Annotated in this window: 16 protein-coding genes; 10 read left to right on the top strand and 6 right to left on the bottom strand. The window is 26.3% G+C overall.

What is annotated here, in order from left to right; translation table 11 throughout:
- The first annotated feature begins 17 nt into the window (after positions 1-17).
- From SLY_RS01865 to topA, 6 genes are all read left to right on the top strand, one after another.
- Positions 18-782 carry a TIGR00282 family metallophosphoesterase gene (locus SLY_RS01865; RefSeq protein WP_012359109.1) on the top strand — a complete coding sequence of 255 codons (765 nt, stop codon included), beginning with the start codon at positions 18-20 and terminating at the stop codon, positions 780-782.
- A 124-nt stretch (positions 783-906) separates the two neighbouring features.
- The gene (gene miaA, locus SLY_RS01860; RefSeq protein ID WP_015637932.1) at positions 907-1779 is read left to right on the top strand and encodes a tRNA (adenosine(37)-N6)-dimethylallyltransferase MiaA; all 873 of its coding nucleotides are present in this window, start codon (positions 907-909) and stop codon (positions 1777-1779) included.
- A gap of 3 nt (positions 1780-1782) precedes the next feature.
- A complete protein-coding gene (gene efp, locus SLY_RS01855) occupies positions 1783-2352 on the top strand; it encodes an elongation factor P (RefSeq protein ID WP_012359107.1) in 570 nt (189 codons plus the stop codon).
- Between the two features lie 111 nt (positions 2353-2463).
- Positions 2464-3210, top strand: coding sequence for a hypothetical protein (locus SLY_RS01850; protein ID WP_012359106.1), 747 nt, complete (start codon positions 2464-2466; stop codon positions 3208-3210).
- A 403-nt stretch (positions 3211-3613) separates the two neighbouring features.
- Positions 3614-4501 (top strand): ribosome biogenesis GTPase YlqF, encoded by an 888-nt coding sequence (gene ylqF / locus SLY_RS01845; RefSeq protein ID WP_015637931.1) that lies wholly within the window; start codon positions 3614-3616, stop codon positions 4499-4501.
- 20 nt (positions 4502-4521) lie between these two features.
- The gene (topA, locus tag SLY_RS01840) at positions 4522-6489 is read left to right on the top strand and encodes a type I DNA topoisomerase (protein ID WP_015637930.1); all 1968 of its coding nucleotides are present in this window, start codon (positions 4522-4524) and stop codon (positions 6487-6489) included.
- A 1390-nt stretch (positions 6490-7879) separates the two neighbouring features.
- Here the strand turns inward: topA and SLY_RS01835 are convergent.
- Entirely contained in the window at positions 7880-9403 is a 1524-nt protein-coding gene (locus SLY_RS01835) for an MATE family efflux transporter (protein WP_012359103.1), read from the bottom strand.
- Between the two features lie 1231 nt (positions 9404-10634).
- Here SLY_RS01835 and plsX point away from each other — a divergent pair.
- The 4 genes from plsX to SLY_RS01815 all read left to right on the top strand — a co-directional run bounded on the left by plsX (position 10635) and on the right by SLY_RS01815 (position 13589).
- Complete coding sequence (gene plsX, locus SLY_RS01830) at positions 10635-11663, top strand: phosphate acyltransferase PlsX (RefSeq protein WP_200858678.1); 1029 nt, start codon at positions 10635-10637, stop codon at positions 11661-11663.
- Positions 11660-12328, top strand: a complete 669-nt coding sequence (gene rnc / locus SLY_RS01825; protein ID WP_012359101.1) for a ribonuclease III — start codon at positions 11660-11662, stop codon at positions 12326-12328. The genes plsX and rnc overlap by 4 nt, the downstream gene beginning before the upstream one ends.
- A gap of 127 nt (positions 12329-12455) precedes the next feature.
- Entirely contained in the window at positions 12456-13070 is a 615-nt protein-coding gene (locus SLY_RS01820; RefSeq protein WP_012359100.1) for a DnaD domain protein, read from the top strand.
- A 57-nt stretch (positions 13071-13127) separates the two neighbouring features.
- Positions 13128-13589: a hypothetical protein gene (locus SLY_RS01815; RefSeq protein WP_015637927.1), complete on the top strand. Its 462-nt coding sequence runs from the start codon at positions 13128-13130 to the stop codon at positions 13587-13589.
- 126 nt (positions 13590-13715) lie between these two features.
- Here SLY_RS01815 and SLY_RS01810 read toward each other — a convergent pair whose 3' ends face one another.
- The 5 genes from SLY_RS01810 to SLY_RS01790 all read right to left on the bottom strand — a co-directional run bounded on the left by SLY_RS01810 (position 13716) and on the right by SLY_RS01790 (position 17842).
- Complete coding sequence (locus tag SLY_RS01810; protein WP_015637926.1) at positions 13716-15359, bottom strand: CTP synthase; 1644 nt, start codon at positions 15357-15359, stop codon at positions 13716-13718.
- Positions 15360-15432: 73 nt separating this feature from the next.
- Positions 15433-16305 carry a phosphatidylserine decarboxylase gene (locus tag SLY_RS01805; RefSeq protein ID WP_012359097.1) on the bottom strand — a complete coding sequence of 291 codons (873 nt, stop codon included), beginning with the start codon at positions 16303-16305 and terminating at the stop codon, positions 15433-15435.
- The gene (locus SLY_RS01800; protein ID WP_012359096.1) at positions 16305-16970 is read right to left on the bottom strand and encodes a CDP-alcohol phosphatidyltransferase family protein; all 666 of its coding nucleotides are present in this window, start codon (positions 16968-16970) and stop codon (positions 16305-16307) included. Before SLY_RS01800 ends, SLY_RS01805 begins: the two co-directional genes overlap by 1 nt.
- Before the next feature lie 72 nt (positions 16971-17042).
- On the bottom strand, positions 17043-17510 hold the full coding sequence (gene rpoE / locus SLY_RS01795; protein ID WP_015637925.1) for a DNA-directed RNA polymerase subunit delta: 468 nt from the start codon (positions 17508-17510) through the stop codon (positions 17043-17045).
- A 47-nt stretch (positions 17511-17557) separates the two neighbouring features.
- The gene (locus tag SLY_RS01790) at positions 17558-17842 is read right to left on the bottom strand and encodes a YbaB/EbfC family nucleoid-associated protein (RefSeq protein ID WP_012359094.1); all 285 of its coding nucleotides are present in this window, start codon (positions 17840-17842) and stop codon (positions 17558-17560) included.
- Positions 17843-17852: the final 10 nt, after the last annotated feature.

The raw sequence follows: 17852 nt of genomic DNA, 5'->3' as shown, positions 1-17852 counted from the left end.
GAATGAGGAGAATGATTGTGAAAATAATGTTTATTGGAGATATTTATGGCAAACCAGGAATGGATTATTTTTCAGAAAACATAGATTTTTTAAAAAAAACTTATCAACCAAATTTTATTATTGCTAATGCTGAAAATTCTGATAATGGAAAAGGATTGAGTTATAAAATTTATAAAAAACTACAAAAAATTGGCGTTAATTTAATTACTATGGGAAATCACGTGTGGAAAAACCAACAAATCAAAGATTTTATCGATGATTCTAATGTTATTCGTCCCATTAACGACCTTCAACAAATAGGGCAAGGTTATAAGATTGTGGAATGCAATAATAAAAAAATTTTAGTGATGAATGCTTTGGGTCGTTGTTTTCTTAATCCAAGGCTTCATTGCCCCTTTAAAGCGATTGACAAAGTTTTAGAACAAAATAAATCCAAATATGATTTTTCTTTTTTAGATTTTCACGCTGAGGCCACTAGTGAAAAAATTGCCCTTACCCATTATTTTGATGGTCGTATTAATGCAATTGTAGGCACTCACACTCACGTTCAAACTAATGATGACTGTCTTTTCCCTAAAAAAACCCTTTATATTACTGATGCTGGTATGACAGGGGTTAGGGATGGTGTCATTGGAAAAGAAAGCGGACCTATTATTGAGTCTTTTTTGGGAAATAGAGTTTTTTCCAAACCAAATGCAACTGGAAAAAGGCAATTAAATGGGGTTTTATTAACTTTACAACCAGAACAAAAAATTGAAAAAATTAATTTATCAGAAGAATAAAATTTTTAAATATTCATTTTAGTTTTTGAAAAAATAACAAAATTCATATCTATTTCTTTTTTTGAAAATAATTATTTAAAACCATCTTTAAGATCCTTTAAGATATACGACAAAAGGAATTATTATGAAAAAAATAATCGCTATTACAGGCCCTACAGCTTCAGGAAAAACAAGTCTTTCTATTAAAATCGCCAAAAAATTTAATTTAGAAATAATTAATTGTGATTCTACTCAAATTTATCAGCAATATAATATTGGAACTGCAAAAATTACAAAAGAAGAAATGGAAGGAGTTAAACACCACCTTTTAGATTTTCTTCCTCCTGAAGAAAAATACAGTATTTATCATTTTCAAAAAAGTGCACGCGCAAAAATTAAGGATATCAACAATCCTTTGTTTGTGGGAGGAAGCGGCCTTTATTTAAAAGCAGCTCTTTTTGATTATGAATTAACCCCCAAGCCTTTAATGCCGCAAAATGTGTGCGAACAAGATTTACAAAAAATGCTTGCGATTATCAAAGAAAAAGACCCTCAATTAGTTTTGGATACCAAAAACCCCCTTCGTATTATTAGTTCTTATTATGATATTGTTTCAGGTCATTTAAGGTCTCAAAAAACTAAAAAAAATGTCCCTTTATATTCACTTTTAATTTTTTATCTTGATATTGATCGCAAAGAATTGAAAAACAGGGTTGTTTTAAGGCTAGAAAAGATGTTAAACGAAGGTTTTGTTGAAGAAGTAAAAGACATTCAAACTAATTTCCCCCAAGCTAATTTTAACATTATTGGTTATCGCGAAATTAAAGATTTTTTAGAGGGAAAATATAGTATAACAGAGGCTAAAAACAAAATTTGTCAAAAGACGATGCAATACGCTAAAAGACAAAAAACTTGGTTTAAAAACCAATTGCAACCGGTTGTTGTAGATGCTTTATCCCCTTCTTTAGAAAAAAAAGTTTTTCAATTAGTCTTTGATTTTTTGCACAAAAGGAGTTAAAATATGATTAATACAAATGATTTTAAAACAGGTCAAACAATTAAATTTAACAATCAAATTTATCAAATTATTGAGTTTTTACACGTAAAACCTGGAAAAGGAACTGCTTTTGTAAGAAGTAAATTAAGAAATTTAAGAACAGGAAGTGTTATCGATCACACTTTTAACGCTGGTATTAAATTAGAACCTGCTTTGATTAACAAAATCAAAATGCAATTCCTTTATTCTTCTCAAGAAAAATATATTTTTATGAATACCCAAACATATGAGCAGTTAGAAATCAACAAAGATCAATTAAAAGAAAAACTTCATTATCTTTACGAAGGGTTATTGGTAGAAATTATTTTTTACAATAATAATGAAATTTTAACAATCAGTTTACCTGATAAAATTTCTCTTAAAGTCACTTATGCAGAACCAGGAGTTAAAGGGGATACTAAGACCAATTCCTTTAAAGATGCTACTTTGGAAACAGGATTAGTTATTAAAGTTCCTCTTTTTATTAATACAGGCGAAAAGATTATTGTTAATACAGAGACTGGATTGTATTTATCCAGAGACAATAACAAATAATTTTAATTTTATTAGTTTTAACTTTTTATTTTTTTGAAAACGATTTTTGTTATATAATGAAAATAGTTGTTAGAAAAAATTAATTAAAAGAAATAAAGGATATAAAATATTGTGCAATTTTTGTCAAGTTTATGGGATATAGTAAGACAATTTAATTTTTTTATTACTTATATTAGTGGTTTTGTTAGTGGTTTGGTTTTTGCTTTTTTTATATATTTCTTTTTGGCTTTGCGCAGAATCGAAAAAGATTTTGCTAAAGGAAGGCCAGCAAAAAAAGACGTTAACCGAGATACTATTATCGAATTAATTGATGCCAAAGGAAAAGATTTTAAAGCTAAAATAAAAAAAGATAAAGATAATTTTGGCAATCTTTTGCTTGCATCATTAAAAGAACTAACTTTAGAAATTCCTAAACATTTTTATCCCGACTCCAAATATCCTTATTTAGAACTAACTATTGAAGAAAGTTTAATTTTAATGCTTTACATTAACAAACGAATTGACAATATTTTTCAAAATAAAATTTTAAGAATATTTCGCAAAATGACTTTAAAAAGAATTTTTGTCATCAGGGGAGCAATCGTTAAGAAAAATATTGTTCAAAAATACCAGAAAACTAAAAAAGTTGTCAATACTTTTGGTAATGTCAAAAACTTCCTGAATCCCTTTCATTGGATTAAAAAATTAGTTTTTGATAAACCTTTGGAATTGATTTTTATTCAAATAGGTGTTTCTTTGATCTCTATTACAGGAGAAGAATTTTACAAAATTTATAGCAAGAAGATTTTTGAACCTGAAAATGACGTTGAACAAGATTTAAAAAAAGTTTTGGAATCTCTTTCTGATGATACAAATTAAAATTTTATTTTTAAAAAATAGGAATAAACAAATAAAAACATTTCATTGGCTTTTTTTTATATATAAATTTAAAATGTTTCCAATTTAAATATATCAACCTTTAAGACTCATTTTAAAAATTAAAAAACTGATAACAATTATTTTTGAATATAGCAAATATTTTCAAATGTATTTGTTTTTTCTTTTTTAAAAGGCATTAAAAAAAGACTAAGTAAAAAATTCAATCTTCAAGGTTCAATTATAAGATTTCTTTTTTTGTGTATCATTTGAGGTTTTAAATTAACTATTACAAGTAAAACAAATTTGCCATTGTTTTGAAATCAAAAAAACGAAAAGTTTCTAAATCTTTTATTAATATTAAAAATAATTAGACTTTTATTTTAAAAAAAGCAGGAATAAACAAATGAAAACATTCAATTGGTTCCCCGGTCATATGAAAAAAGCTTTTGATCAAATTAAAAATAATTTGTTTTTGGTTGATATAGTTTTCATGATTTTAGATGCAAGAATTCCCTTTTCTAGCATTAATTTTAAAGTTTTGTCTTTGATTCAACAACGCCACAAACCTTTTTTATTTTTATTAAATAAAAGTTCTTTAGCTGATAATCATAAAACAGCTCATTTTACCAAATATTATTTGAAAAAAGCAATATCTTCCTTATCGATTGATGTTATCCAACAAAATCCAAAATTTTTTCTATATGAACAAGCAATCAAAAAAATCCAATCTCAAAAAAATAATTTTTCGAACAAAGCCAACATTAAAATAATGATAGTAGGGATGCCAAATGTTGGCAAATCAACTTTAATTAATAGTTTTGCTAGTAAAAAAGTTTTAAAAACTGCTAATTTGGCTGGCACTACCATCAAAAATCAATGGATTAAAGTTTTAAGCCCTAATATTCAATTTTTAGATACTCCAGGAATTTTATCTCATAACGTTGATGAAACAAAAATTAACTTAAGTTTAGCATTAACTGGTTGCTTCAAAGATTCAACTTTGGCTTTAGATCAAATAGGAAAACATACGTTAAATTATTTACAAAAACATTATTTTAACAGTTTGAAAAAAAGATTTAATTTAGGAATTGATTCGCGCGCAGATGATCTTGTGGAATTTATTGGTGAAAAAAGAAAAATTTATACTAAAAATCAACAAATTGATCGGAATAAAGTTTATCAAATGATTTTAAAAGAAACAAGAGAAGGTAGATTAGGAAAAATGAATTTTGATTTAGATATTTTGCCTTCTTTAGATGATTTTTTTCAAAAACAGATGAAATTAAGTTAAATACTTTTACGAGGAATTAAATGAAAAAAAAAGTTATTATAGTTGAGTCTCCTGCCAAAATTAAAACATTAAGCCGTTTTTTTGATGATAAAGTGGAAATTTTATCTTCCAAAGGTCATATTAGAGATTTATCTTTATCAGGAAAAGATAGACTTGGAATTGACATTAAAAATGGTTTTATTCCTAAATATGAAATTATTAAAGAAAAAAAAACTTTAGTTGAGTCTTTGATTAAAAAAACCAAAAATAAAGAAATTTTTTTAGCAACTGACCCCGATAGAGAAGGTGAAGCGATTGCTTGGCATTTATCAAAAGTTTTGAATTTAAATCCTCAAATGGCTAATAGAATTGTTTTTCGTGAAATCACTAAAGAAGTAGTTTTAAAAGCTTTGCAAAATCCTCGTACAGTTGATGAATTATTAGTTTTTTCTCAAGAAACTAGAAGGATGCTTGACCGTATTATCGGATTTAAGTTGTCACGCCTAGTTAGAAGAATTAAATCTCAGTCTGCAGGAAGAGTTCAATCGGTTGCTTTAAAATTAATTGTTGATTTAGAAAAAGAAATTAATTCTTTTGTTCCTGAAGAATACAATCTAATTACTGCTTTTTTTCCATTTTTCCAAGCCGAATACCAAAACCCTAATAACAAAAAAATTAAATCTGCAGAAGCTTTAGGCATTGTTGCAAAAATAACCAACAAACCTTTTATAGTCAAAAAAATCAAACAAACAGAAACATTTTCTAAACCAAAAAAACCATTGATTACTTCGACTTTGCAACAAGAAGCAATTAATAATTTATATATGACTTCTAATCAAACAATGAGAGTAGCTCAAAAACTTTATGAAGGGATTGATATTGAAGGAGAATCCATTGGATTAATCACTTATATGCGTACTGATTCTCCTAGGTTTTCAGAAGTATTTGTAAAAGATGCTCAAAAATTAATTAAGGAAAAATATGGTCAAAAATATTTAGCAGTTTTTAAACAAAATCAAAAAAACAAGGCCCAAGATGCTCATGAAGCAATTAAGCCTACGGATTTATCAAAAACACCAGAAAGTTTAATGTCATATCTTGATAAATATGAATATAAACTTTATGATCTTATTTACAAAAGATCATTGGCAAGTTTGATGAAACCGGCTATATTTCAAAAAAACCAAGTTTTTTTTGAAGTTGAAAAACATTCTTTTTTAACTGAAGGGTTAATTAAAACATTTGATGGTTATCAAAAAATTTTAAAAGACAACCTTCAAGACAAAATTATTCCAACTTTTAATTTAAATGAAAGTTATTTTCCTGAAAAAATAGAGACTTTTCAAAAGTTTACTACTCCACAAGCTCGATTTTCTGAAGCCACTTTAATTAAAACTTTAGAAAAACTGAACATTGGAAGGCCTTCCACTTATTCGCAAATTATTTTTACTCTCAAAAAAAGATTTTATGTTGATATGATCGAAAAACGTTTTCAACCCACAGAACAAGGCATTTTAACCATTCAAAACTTAGAACTTTTTTTTAAGCAATTCCTTGATTATCAATATACGGCACAAATGGAGGCCGATTTAGATAAAATTGCTTCAGGATTAGTAGATAATAAACAATTAATGCAAACTTTTTATACAAATTTTTTGCAACTTTATCAAATAGCAGATCAAAAACTCGAAAAAATAAAACCTATTGAAACCGATCAAAAATGTAATTTATGTAATGAAGGTAATTTATTAATTAAAAAAAGTCGTTATGGTTCGTTTTTGGGTTGCAGCCGTTTTCCTGATTGCAAAAACACTTCTCCTTGGAAAGTTCAAGAAAAAAATAAATCAAAAGATTCCGATCATTCAAACCAAACCGATCAAAAATGTAATTTATGTAATGAAGGTAATTTATTAATTAAAAAAAGTCGTTATGGTTCGTTTTTGGGTTGCAGCCGTTTTCCTGATTGCAAAAACATTGTTAAAATAAAAAATAAAGCAAATAGCAAATAATTGTTTAAGTATTCCTTTTTTTAGATAAACTTTATAATTTTAATCACTCAAGTTTAAAATCAGAGATATTTTTCCATATCTTTTCAGAATAAAAAATTAATAAAGAAAAATAAGTGCCCAAACTTTTTAGCCGATTTATACAAATATTTAACTCCATTTAAACTTATGTCGTATTGAATTGAATATCAAAAAAACCATATTTGTTGTTTTTTTCGCAAATTTTATTAAAAAAATATTTTTTTGACTCTATTAACATAGGTTAATATTTGACTAATTGTAGGTGTTTTCATGCACCTTTACAGGTATATTAAATTGCGGAGAACAAATAAAACCCGCAATCAAAACAAATATTTTTTTTGTACGATATTTCAAAATCAAACCTTTTATTTTGCAACAATAAATCCTTTATTTTAACTCCAAATTTGCTTTTGGAGTTTTTTAATATCTAAATTTTTAAACTTTTTTACATATTTATTCTTTTGTTTAATATTTTTTTGGTTTTTCATTTTGTTTAAAAATTAACAAAACATTAAAAATCGTGAGATATTTTTTGCTTTATTAAATTATTTTTTTATCCCTAAAAGATAAAGAGCGATTAAGATTTTTAAATTTGTTTAAAAACACTTTGTATGCTTTATTTTTCTACCAATAAATTACAAACGAATACATAAAATACTATATTTGCTATTTTGTGTTTTTATTAGTTCTTATTGCGTCAAAATAGTATTTAGTTTTTTAGTTCTTTTTTTGATGATCTGGTTTTAAATTCATCAATTATTTAGGTTATATTGTTTGTTTTATCTTTTTGTAATTTATGACAGTGTTTTTTTAAAAAAAACGTTTTTAGAAAAGATGTGAAAATTATTATTTAAAAACCAAAAATCAATTAAATAATTTCACATTCTTTAAACCTAACAAAATAAATGAATCAAAACAAAACGTCTATAAGTTTAAATGCCCACCGATTTTAAATTTTTAAAGAATGATTAAGATTTTGAAGTTTGTTTAAAAAACATAACAGCGCAACCGTTTATATACTTTCAGTGTTTATCGGCACTGGGAATTGGTTAGATTCCACGATAAAGCGGGCTTCTTTGGTGCCCCATATTTCTACATTCTTTTGTCTTTTGAACTTTTTTTAAATAATTATTGTTTTTTTGGAATCCATCATCCCCTCTTTTTTTCTAAAAACGTTTTTTGGAAAAGATGTGAAAATTATTTTTTTAGTTTTGAGTACAAAAAAAGACCGACTAAAAAATAAGTCAGTCCCAAATTTTTTTTAAAAAACAAAAAGTGTCTTTAAATTATTTCATCATCTCATTATATTTAATTTTTTTGTAGTGCATGATGAGAAGTTAAAAACTTAAGTCAAATATAGATGATAAAATAATTATTTTTTTGTGATTGCAATGTCCCTCTTTTTCATTTTAAAAATAACACGTAGGCATAAAAAAAGCATAAAAATTAACATAATCAAATTAGAAGAGAAATTAGCAAAACTATAAACATGATATTCCCAAGTGTGGCCAGGTTTTAACCAGTAATGCCTAAATAAATAAAGAAAAGGAATTCTAAAAAGAAAAACACGTCCAAAATTTAAAAACAAATCATATTTTGGTTGTTTGGAAGCAATTAAAAAAGTGGAGATAACTTCTAATTGAGTTGTGATAAGTCCAGTTGTTAAAATGGCTCCTATTAAAAATTCTGAAAAACCAGGCGGGATGGTTTTGTCAATATCGTTTCCATTTTTACCTAAATTTTTAAAAAATAAGTATATTTGATCTCCATAACCCAATCCTTTATATTTTGTCGGGGCGCAAATTAAGTATGTCAAACCAAAAATAAGAAAAGCAGATATGGAAGTAATAATTAAAGTTTTAATTGCTCTTTTAGGGTTTTTATTGCCTAGATTTTCAGAAACAATCATTAATTCTCCTTCTTTCAAAGAAAAAGCTATTTGAACAAATAAATTAATTGCCCCATCGGCAACCCCCATGTTTTTTAAAGTGCCTTCGCCAAAACCTTGAAAACCTAAAAAAGGAGCATTAGTACTGCTTTTGATCATATATAAAGTTAATAATCTGCCAAATTCATACAAAATTTTACCCAACATTAAAGTAAACCCGAATTTAAAAATAGTTTTAATTATTTTTTTATTTTTTAAGACATTTTTCCAACTAAAATCTCGAATATTTAAACAAAAAGGATTTTTTTTATTTAAAAGGGTAAAAAAAGCCACTATTGTAATAGAACCATGAGCCAAAACAGAAGCTATTTCCAGTCCTAACGCAGTTTTGCAACCTAATCCGTGAAAAATTAAAAAACTTAACCCAATTTTTAAACCCATCATAATGCAATTCAAAATTAAGACTTTTTTGATTTTTCCCGAAATTCTTTCAGTTCCTAAGAAAAAAACATTGATAGCTAACAAAATAACTCCCAACATTTTTAATCTAAAAGCCGAAATAAAATTTTTTATCAAATCGCCTTTTAACCCTATAATATTACAAACAACTGGCGCCATCAAAAACATTATAAAAAACAATAAAACACTGATCGAGATTAATAAAACGAAAGTCAAAGATGCTATTTGACGAGCTTTGGGATTGTAGATATCTTTGGTTTTAGCAATTTCTGAAACCATTAAAGTGACTCCTGCAATGCCCAAAGATACCCCAATTGAATCAATAATAGCTTGAATGGATTTTGAAATTTGAATAAAATTACCCATTTCACTCGAATTGGGGCTTCCAATAGAAAACAAAGAATCGATATTACTGAATAAAACTTTAAAAATATTAAAAACAATAATAGGAAAAGAAACGACTAATAAAGATTTTAATAGATTCCCCTCTAAAATTAATTTATTTAATTTTTCTTTTTTGTTGAATATTTTATTTTCTTTTTGTGTCATTGATTTAATTCCTGCTACTTTATTTAACTATATTTTTTCATATTAACTACTTTTAAAGTATAACACAGATAAACCCAAAATAGTTTAAAAATATGTAGCATAACAAAGAAAACATTATTATAATTTAGTAAAAGTTAAAGTAGAAGAAACACAGAAAAAAGTTAAGGATTGTTTTTTTATTTGATTTTTTTTAATTTTGTTTTCGATTAAAAATTTATAAAATATTAAAAATCATTAGATGTTTTTTTAACTTTATGAAATTTTTTTCTTCTGAAAAGATATGAAAAAAACAACTTATTTTAAATTTTTAAAGAGCGATTAAGAATTTGAAGTTTGTTGAAAAAAACCTAATGGCCCAATGTTTCTAAACATTCACTTTCAGGGTAGCCTCCACTAATTCAATTAAATAATCAATTCTAATTTTATTTAATAATTTTTTTAGTTTTTAAGGTGCAACCCACAGAAATATAATTATTTCATGAAATCTTGATGCAGTTGTTTCATTGCCTTAAAAATAGGTGGTTTTGAGCAATATTAAAATTAGTTTCTGCAATCATATCGCTAACTGAATCTATTTTTTTAAGAATCTAAAAGCAAAACTCCTAGCAAAGTGCGTTCAGCTTCAATCATTATCTTGAGGATATGATGTTTTTTTAGACATTTTTTTGTTTTCCAAAATATTCTTTAAAAATAAAAATCAAATAGATAATTTAATATCTCTTCAAATCAACAAAACAAATTAATTAAATAAAATCTTTTTTAGTTTTTTTGAATCAAAAAAAATCGCCCTCAAGTTTACAAGGGTTTTAATTTTTTGCATATATTATATTCAAGTTTATTATAAATAATATTTATAAAATTATTGATAAGTTCATAAAAAGCATTTTTTTAGCAAGTAATGACGCATATTTAGACATATTTTTTCCTCCTTTGAAAAATCTTTTGCTTATTTATCAACACAGATATTCAAAAACTTTTACTTATACTTATTTTTTTGCAAGGACAAATCAGTTGTTTAATTTTTTTGCTGCGTAAAAAAAGGAATTAAGACAAGAACGCAAAATACAGGTTAAATCCTTGGACCAAAACCACAAATCCAAATTAGCTATTTGCAAAATGACCGTTTTTTATGTTATAATATCTTATGATTAGATTTAACAAATTTATAAGTTAATGAAGCAATTATATAGATAAAAAAAGAATTTTTTTGTCTCAAAAGGAGTATTTTTTGATGAAAATGAAAATAGCAGTTGATGCTATGGGAGGCGATTCTGCTCCTTTAGAAATTGTTAAAGGTTCTTGCTTAGCTTTAGAAAAAAACCCTTTGCTTGAAATTGTTTTATATGGTGATCAAACTTTAATAACCCCTATCATTGAAAAAAACCGCCTAAACCGTTTTTTTGAAAAAAAACAAATCATTATTAAACATACTCCACATTTTTTAACAATGAGTGATAAAAATATTAGAGACCAATTAAAAACCAAACCCGATGCTTCTTTATTTTTGGCCCTGAGAGGAGCTTTAAACGGCGAAGTAAAAGGGGTTGTTTCTGCTTGTGGCACTCAAGTTTTAGTTTTAGCTAGTCATTTAATTTTAAAAAAAATTCCTTTGATGCAAAGAATAGCTATAGCTCCCATTTTTAAATCTTTTGATAACAGAGTACGAATTTTGTTAGATGCAGGCGCTAACGTGGAGTTAAAGCCGCAACATTTATTAGTTTTTGCACATTACGCCTCTATTATTGCGCAAGAAGTTTTGTCAATTAAAAACCCCCAAGTAAAACTTTTAAACATTGGTCACGAAGCAAACAAAGGAAGATTAATAGATTTAGAAACTTATCAACTTTTAAGCCAATCATCGCTTATTAATTTTGGCGGAAATGAAGAACCTCAAAATCTTTTAACAACTTCAGCAGATATTTTATTAAGTGATGGTTTTACTGCTAATATCGCTTTAAAAACTTATGAAGGTACGGCCCTTAACTTTATGAAAAACATTAAGCAAATTATGACTCAAAATTCTATTAAAAAAATTATTACGAAAATATATTTTCAAAAAGAATTGCAAAAATTTAAAACAAAAATGGACCCTCGTGAAATTGGTGGCGCAATGCTTTTAGGTTTGAATAAAGTCGTTATTAAAGCTCATGGATCTTCTCAAGCTTATGCTTTTTGTCAAGCTATTTTGCAAGCTCAAAAAATGATTGCGGCCAATATTAATCAAAAAATTAGTCAAATATTAGAGAAACAAGCATCATGAATACTGAACATTTTTTAAAAAAACTAAATATTGTTCCCAAAAACATCGCTTTATACCGCAAAGCTTTAACTCACAGTTCTTATTCCAATGAAAAAGAATTTTTGCAAGAAAACAATGAAAGATTAGAGTTTTTAGGCGATGCTATTATTGGACTTTTAATGGCAGACTATTTATACCAAAAAAATAAGGAAAATGAAGGCGTTATGACTAAAAAGAGAGCTCAAGCTGTTTGTGAAAAGTCTTTAACCATTTATGCCAAAAGTATTAATTTACAAAATTATCTTTTTTTAGGAAAAGGAGAAAAAAACAAAGATTTTAATACCAAAAGCATTATTGCTGATGCTTTTGAAGCTTTGTTTGGTGCTATTTATCTAGATTTGGGTTATAATTCCGCTAAAAAAGTTTTTCAAAGATTGGTCATTCCTCATTTGCCAAAAGCAATTGACATTATTGATTTTAAAACACAATTGCAAGAAATAGTACAATCCGAAAAAAAGATTATTCAATACAAAATAGTTTCAGAAGAGGGACCTGCACATTCCAAAAAATTTATCGCCGAAGTTTATTTAGACAAAAAAATATTAGGGAGCGGTGAAGGGACAACCAAAAAAGAAGCAGAACAAAAAGCCGCTCAAGAAGCGTTATCAAAATTAGCAAAAAGATAACTAGGGTAAGGTTTTTGTATTTGCTACAATTACAAAATAAAATACAAAATAAAAAAAACAAATAAAAAAAAATAACCCCCCCGAGAGAGTCATTATTAAAAGTTATTAAAAAATAAAAGGTATTATTATGTTAAAAAAACTTTATGAAGATGGCTTTTTGCTGATAGAAAAAATATTAATTCAAGAATATCAAAGATTAAATTTAACTTATCAAGAACTGGTTGTTTTAATGTTTTTATTTGATTTTTCTAAAAAAAGAGTTTTTTCTTCTAACGCTTTAGCTAAAAAAACCGGCATTAGTAAAAATGAAGTTGAAAATATTTTAGAAACTTTGCTGTCTAAAGGTTTTTTTGAGCTTTTACAAGAAACAAAAGGAAATAAAATAATTGAAGTTTTTTCCCTTAACCTCACTTTTCAAAAAATAGAACAAATTTATTTAGAAGACTTTTCGAAAGAAAAAGAAGTTTTAGAAAAAACTTTAATTCAAGAAACGATCGATTTCATAGAACAAAATAAAGGCCAAGAATTAGTTTCTTATGAACTAGATGTAATTAAAAATTGGTATCAAAAACAAGAATTTAGCCATAAAGAAATTAAGGAAATTATCGAAGAAGCACTACATTATAAAAAAACTTCAGTTTTTTACATTGATAAATTATTGCATCAAAAAAAAATTATCCAAATAGAACCTGATGAAAAAGATGAAAAAATTTTGCAAAAACTTTTTAAAAAAGTTAAATAAAGAAACTTACAATCATTTAATGCGTTTATACTAAAAAAGAAACAAAACAAGAAAGGTATGATAAACAAAATGAAATTTGTAATTACCAAAAGAAACAAAATTATTATTGGAGTTATTTTTATAATTACTTCTTTGTATTTAGGCTTGGGTTTTTGGATTTCTTTTAAACCTATCGATTGGCTCTCTCCTTATAAAACTTGGGCAAGAAGCTCTGGCAAGAAACTAGTTACCTTAGTTAAAGATTTAGAAAAAAATCAATCAAGCACATCTAAAAAAACCAAAAATAAGATCAAATCCATCGAGAATCAATTAGAAACAATCAAACATCTCGTTATTGAACGTTATAAAAATCAAAAACCTGAAGAAATTAAAGAAATAAAAGAATTACATACTAAATTAAAAACAATAATAGATGAAATTAATAAAAAAGATGAAATTAATGAAACAAATTATAAAAAGATTGAAGACAAGTCATATGAAATAAATTCCAAGATTGAAAGATTAATTTCTTCATTATAATAAATAAAGCTAAATTGAACGTTTATGACAATTTAGCTTTTTTTGATATTTTTTTAGTTGTTTTGATTGGATATTTCAAAAATATTTTTAAATAAAGGATTAAATTTTTAAGGTTCTTTAGAACGTTTATGACAATTTAGATTTTTTGATATTTTTTCCGTTTTTTAATAAAGCTGCCTCAACAAAACTTTTAAATAAAGGATGAGGTTTTAATGGTCTTGATAAAAATTCAGGATGAAATTGAACCGCCACAAACCAAGGATGGTTTTTTAATTCAATTATTTCTGCCAAATTTTTTTCAGGGTTGAAACCAGAAACTAAGAAATCATTATTTTTTTCAAACAAAGAGACATAAGAAGGGTTCATTTCGAAACGATGACGATGTCTTTCATAAATAGTTGTTTGTTGATAAATCGCTTCACTTTTACTATTTTTTTGAAGGCAACAACGATAAGAACCTAATCTTAAAGTCCCCCCTAAATTACTATTTTTTATTTTTTTAGTAATAACTGGATGAGGAGTTTTTTCATCAATTTCAGTAGAGTTAGCGCCATCCAAAAACAATACGTTTCTTGCGTATTCAACAACTGCTAACTGCATTCCAAAACAAATCCCAAAAAAAGGAATCTTTTGTTCACGTGCGTATTGGATAGCCAAAATTTTTCCCTCAATGGCTCTAGGTCCAAAACCATGCGGCACCAAAATGCCATCACAATCATTTAATAAAGTTTTGACATTGGTTGAATTTAATTTTTCAGAATCTATCCATTTAATTTCAATATCAGAATTGTAATAATAAGCAGCATGTTTTAAGGATTCAACGATAGATAAATAAGCATCGTGCAAGATAACGTATTTGCCAACCAAACCAATTACTACTTTTTCTTTTAAGTTTTGAATGCAATTGATTAATGAACGCCAATCTTTTAAATCGATTTGAATATTGTTTGGCAATTGAAAATGATTTAAAATAAAGTGGTCAATCCTTTGTTCAAATAAATTTAAAATAATTTGATATAAAATATCTACATCTAAAGCTTCAAAAATCGCTTGAGGGTTGATATCACACAAAGAAGCTATTTTATTTTTAATTTCTTTGTTGATAGAAATTTCACTTCTTAAAACTAAAATTTGAGGTTGTATTCCCAAAGCTCGTAATTCTTTGACACTATGTTGAGTTGGTTTGGTTTTTATTTCTTGGGCTTTTTTTAAATAAGGAACTAAAGTAGTGTGCAAATACAAAACGTTATGATAACCAACTTCATAACGAAATTGTCTAATAGCTTCCAAAAAAGGTGCCGATTCTATATCACCAACAGTTCCACCAATTTCTACAATTACGATATCAGATTGATGAACTATAGCTGCCTTGATTATTTTTTTTTTAATTTCTTCGGTAATGTGAGGAATTACTTGTACGGTTTTTCCTAAGTATTTTCCTTCTCTTTCTTTGTTGATGACGCTTTGATAAATTTGTCCTGCAGTAATATTAGAACTTTTAGACATATTTTCATCTAAAAATCTTTCATAATGTCCTAAATCAAGATCGGTTTCTGCACCATCGTTGGTGACAAAAACTTCGCCATGTTGGTAAGGACTCATAGTTCCTGGATCAATATTTATATACGGATCTAATTTTTGAATACTAACTTTGAAACCACGATTTTTTAAAATATTTCCAATAGAAGCAGCAGTGATTCCTTTTCCTAAACTCGAAACGACTCCTCCGGTAATAAAAATAAATTTTGATTTTAATTTTTTGTTATTCAAGTGTTTGAGTCCTTTCTTTAGTTTTTTTAATAAGATATTAAAATTAATATTGAAGGTTAAAAAAACAAAAAAATTACCCGCTTATTTTTTTTCCAATTGTTTCACCAATTTTAATTTGGGTTTCATAATTTTTTTTTGTGTTTTCTAAGATGCGTGGGTCAAAAAGAACCGTATTTTTTTTAACTAAAATAACAATAGTAGACCCACCACACTCAAAATAACCTTTTTCTTCACCTTTTTGAAAATTTTTGCAAAGGTGATTTTTGATTTTACCAACCAATAAAGCTCCTACTTCCATTTGGACTATTTTTCCAAAATTTTTAGTTTGTAAAATACTATATTCTCTTGTGTTTTCTTTAAAAACATCAAAATTTTCAAAAGCAATGGGGTTTACAGTATGCAATTTTCCTTTAATTTTTTTAGTTTTATTTACAAAAAATCCTTGATCTACAAAAAGATAACGATGGTAATCTTGAGGTTCTAAGCGAAAAACAAGTAAATATCCGTTTTGATATTCTGTTGCTAATTCTTTGTTTTGCAATAAATCAACTAAACTATAATTAGTGTTTTTAATTTGGTAAAAAAAATTCTCTTTAATTGGATAAATACTTAATTTGCTTTCACAAGGACTTATGAAAGAAAAGATGTTTGTGTCAAAAGATATTTGCTTATATTTTCTAGTAAAAAAATCATTGTAACAACTAAATTCTTGTTTTTCAAAATTTTTTAAAACAATTTGATGTCTTTGGATGATTTTATTTGCATAACTGCATGACCAAGGTGTTTTCCAATACAAAGTAAATAACCAAGAAATAGGCTTTGTGATAAGTATTTTTAAAAGGATTCTTTTAAAAAAGTTTTTGTCTAAGTTAGTGTATAAAAATTTTTGGATGGAAGAAACAGTAGTTGCCTGAATTACTTTTCCTTCTAAATTAACGATTTTCATTAACTACGAGTCCTTAAGATGTGTACTCCAAATAAAATAAATATTTCAACAAGACCAAAAAGACCGAAAATAATAATAGTTTTTTTGTATTTTGGCTTTCGAATTATAATTTTATCACAAAGAAACAAAAAAGTTAAAATCATGATACTTCCTAAATGAATCTTAAACCAAGGATAAGAATCATTTAACTTTGTAAAGAATCCCAAAAGAGGGAAGACAATTGCTGAAGTTGTTACAGGAAAACCAATAAACTTCTTTGAACCTTTGTTGATATCATTTTCAGATAAGGTGTTGTAATAAGCTAATCGAATTAAAACAGCTAAAAGGTATAGTCCCCAAACAGGCCAAATGAAATACTCATGAAAAGGATATTCTTGCTTATTGTTTTTGAAAGCCAAAGAATAATTGATAAAAATTGGCAAAACTCCAAAACTTATTATATCAGCTAAAGAATCAATTTGAACACCATATCTTTTGTCAAAAAGAGTGCGATTTTTTTTGGTTTTACTCACTAAACCATCAAACATATCACAAATCCCTGAAAGCAAAAGAAAAATTAAGGCAGGAATATATTGACCTTGAACAGCAAAAATAATCCCAAAAAAACCACTTAATAAATTAAGATAAGTTAGGTAAGTAGTGTAATTATATAAGCCTAAAAACATATTAAACCTCTTTACTAATTATGTTTTTTGAAATCTTGAAAAGTGTTAAAAAAATAAAAAATATTTTTTTTATTATAAAAAATATTCATAATCATCTGATAAATCTTCAGAATCTTCTTCTTTATCATCTTCATCTAAAACTTCATCATGATCATCATTTTTTAATAATTCATCATCTTTGTTACTTGTATCTTCGTCTTCATCTTCGGGTTTTTCTGAAACAACATCTTCCAAATCTAATTTTTGAAGCTCTGAATCTTCTTCTTGATTATTTTTTGGCTTTTCAAAAAAATCTTTATCCCAATGTTCTTTGTGGTTTTCTTTAATAATTAAATGTTTCTCATCGCAAAAAACAAATTGCCCGGATAAAGTAATATCTAAATAAAGCTGATTGATTTTTTTATAATCTTTTAATTCTTCAATTTGATGTTTTTTTTGTGTTTGTTCTAATAAATCAAAAATATAAATTGGTTTATTTTGTTTTTTAGCTATTTCATAAGCTGTTTCTAAAAGCGATTTGGATTTTTTTGTTTTTTTCATAATTAATTATCACCTTTTTTAATTTTTTAAACTCAATTATCAATCTTTCATAATTGAGATAAATCGCCTGACACTTGGCTCATAATTTCTTTTGAAGCTTTTTCTAATTTTTTTAAAGCAATGTTAAAAGCCAATAAAATGCTTTCTTGCAAATGGGCGATATCGTTGTTTTTTTCAATAATGACATCGATAACTTGTTTAGTTCCTTGCAAAACAATCACAACATCTCCAGCTTTTCCAATAAATTCTTGTAATTCCAATTGTTTTTGTACGTTTTCAATTGTTTCTTGCATTTTTCTTAATTTTTCTAATATATTTGATTGAGTGTCCATTTTTATGCAT

It is taken from the genome of Strawberry lethal yellows phytoplasma (CPA) str. NZSb11 (assembly GCF_000397185.1).
Lineage (GTDB): Bacteria > Bacillota_I > Bacilli_A > Acholeplasmatales > Acholeplasmataceae > Phytoplasma > Phytoplasma australiense.
This window is presented reverse-complemented; position numbering and strand designations above follow the sequence as displayed.